Genomic DNA, 1,770 nt, shown 5'->3' on the forward strand with positions numbered 1-1,770 from the left:
CGTCCTTGATCTCGCAGACCACCGCGCCGTTGCCCACGGTCTCGCCCGCGGCGATCTTCAGCCCGGTCACCGTCCCGGCCTTGTGCGCGTTCAGCGGCTGCTCCATCTTCATCGCCTCGATCACGACCACCGTGTCGCCCTCCGCGATGAGCTGGCCCTCCTCGGCCACCAGCTTGACCACGGTGCCCTGCATCGGCGAGACCAGCGCGTCCCCGCCCACCGCCGCGGCCGAACCACCGCTCCTGCGCGAGGCGCGCTTGCGCCGCCCGCCCGCCTCAGCGGGGACCGCGGCGGCCGAGGCGCCCAGACCAGCGGGCAGCACCACGTCGATGCGCTTGCCGCCGACCTCGACGGTCACCTTCTCGCGGGCGCTCTCCTCAGCCTGGCCCGGGGCACCCGACCACGGTTCGATGCGGTTGTCGAACTCGGTCTCGATCCACCGGGTGTAGACGCCGAACTCCTGCTCCGGATCGGCCGGGGCGAACGCCGGGTCGACCACCACGGCCTGGTGGAAGGGGATGACCGTGGGCATCCCCCCGACGGTGAACTCCGCCAGCGCCCGCCGGGAGCGCTCCAGGGCCTGCTGGCGGGTACTCCCGGTCACGATGAGCTTGGCGACCATGGAATCGAAGGACTGCGGCACCGTGAAGTGGGCCTCGCAGCCGGTGTCCACGCGAACACCCGGCCCCGAGGGCAGGGCCAGCTCGGTGATGGTGCCCGGCGCGGGCATGAAGCCCCGCCCGGCGTCCTCGGCGTTGATCCGGAACTCGATCGAGTGCCCGCGGACCTCGGGGTCGCCGTAGCCCAGCTCCTCACCCTGGGCGATGCGGAACATCTCCCGGACCAGGTCGATGCCGGTGACCTCCTCCGACACCGGGTGCTCCACCTGCAGGCGGGTGTTGACCTCCAGGAAGGAGATGGTGCCGTCGGTGCCGACGAGGAACTCGCACGTGCCCGCGCCCACGTACCCGGCCTCGGCCAGGATGGCCTTGGAGGAGGAGTAGAGCCGCTCCAGCTGGTCGGGGGTCAGGAAGGGGGCCGGGGCCTCCTCCACGAGCTTTTGGTGGCGGCGCTGGAGCGAGCAGTCGCGGGTGGAGACCACCACGACGTTGCCGTGCCGGTCGGCCAGGCACTGGGTCTCCACGTGGCGGGGCCTGTCCAGGTAGCGCTCCACGAAGCACTCGCCGCGGCCGAAGGCGGTGACGGCCTCGCGCACCGCCGACTCGTAGGCGCCCGCGACCTCCTCCAGGGTGTGCGCGACCTTCAGGCCGCGCCCGCCGCCGCCGAAGGCGGCCTTGATCGCGATCGGCAGCCCGTGCTGCTCGGCGAAGGCCACGACCTCCTCGGCGCCCGAGACGGGGTCGGGGGTGCCCGCGACCAGCGGGGCGCCGACCTTCTGCGCGATGTGGCGGGCCCGGACCTTGTCGCCCAGGGCGGTGATCGCCGCGGGGGGCGGGCCGATCCAGGTCAGGCCGGCGTCGATCACGGCCTGGGCGAAGTCGGCGTTCTCGGACAGGAACCCGTAGCCGGGGTGGACGGCGTCCGCGCCGGAGCGGGCGGCCACGTCCAGGATCTTGGCGATGTGCAGGTAGGAGTCGGCGGGGGTGGACCCGCCCAGGGAGTAGGCCTCGTCGGCGACCTTGACGTGCAGGGCGTCCAGGTCGGGTTCGGCGTAGACGGCGACGCTGGTCAGTCCGGCGTCGCGGCAGGCGCGCGCGACGCGCACGGCGATCTCGCCGCGGTTGGCGATCAGAACTTTACGCACGGTGG

Annotated in this window: 1 protein-coding gene; it reads right to left on the reverse strand. The window is 72.8% G+C overall.

The genetic code is table 11. From position 1 onward, the window contains the following. A partial coding sequence (locus tag FYW95_RS27415) for an acetyl/propionyl/methylcrotonyl-CoA carboxylase subunit alpha (RefSeq protein ID WP_159944507.1) occupies positions 1 to 1,765 on the reverse strand: 1,765 nt, incomplete at its 3' end. Positions 1,766 to 1,770 lie beyond the last annotated feature (5 nt).

Origin of the sequence: Nocardiopsis sp. FR4, from assembly GCF_009830945.1 — a bacterium.
Taxonomy (GTDB): Bacteria; Actinomycetota; Actinomycetes; order Streptosporangiales; family Streptosporangiaceae; genus Nocardiopsis.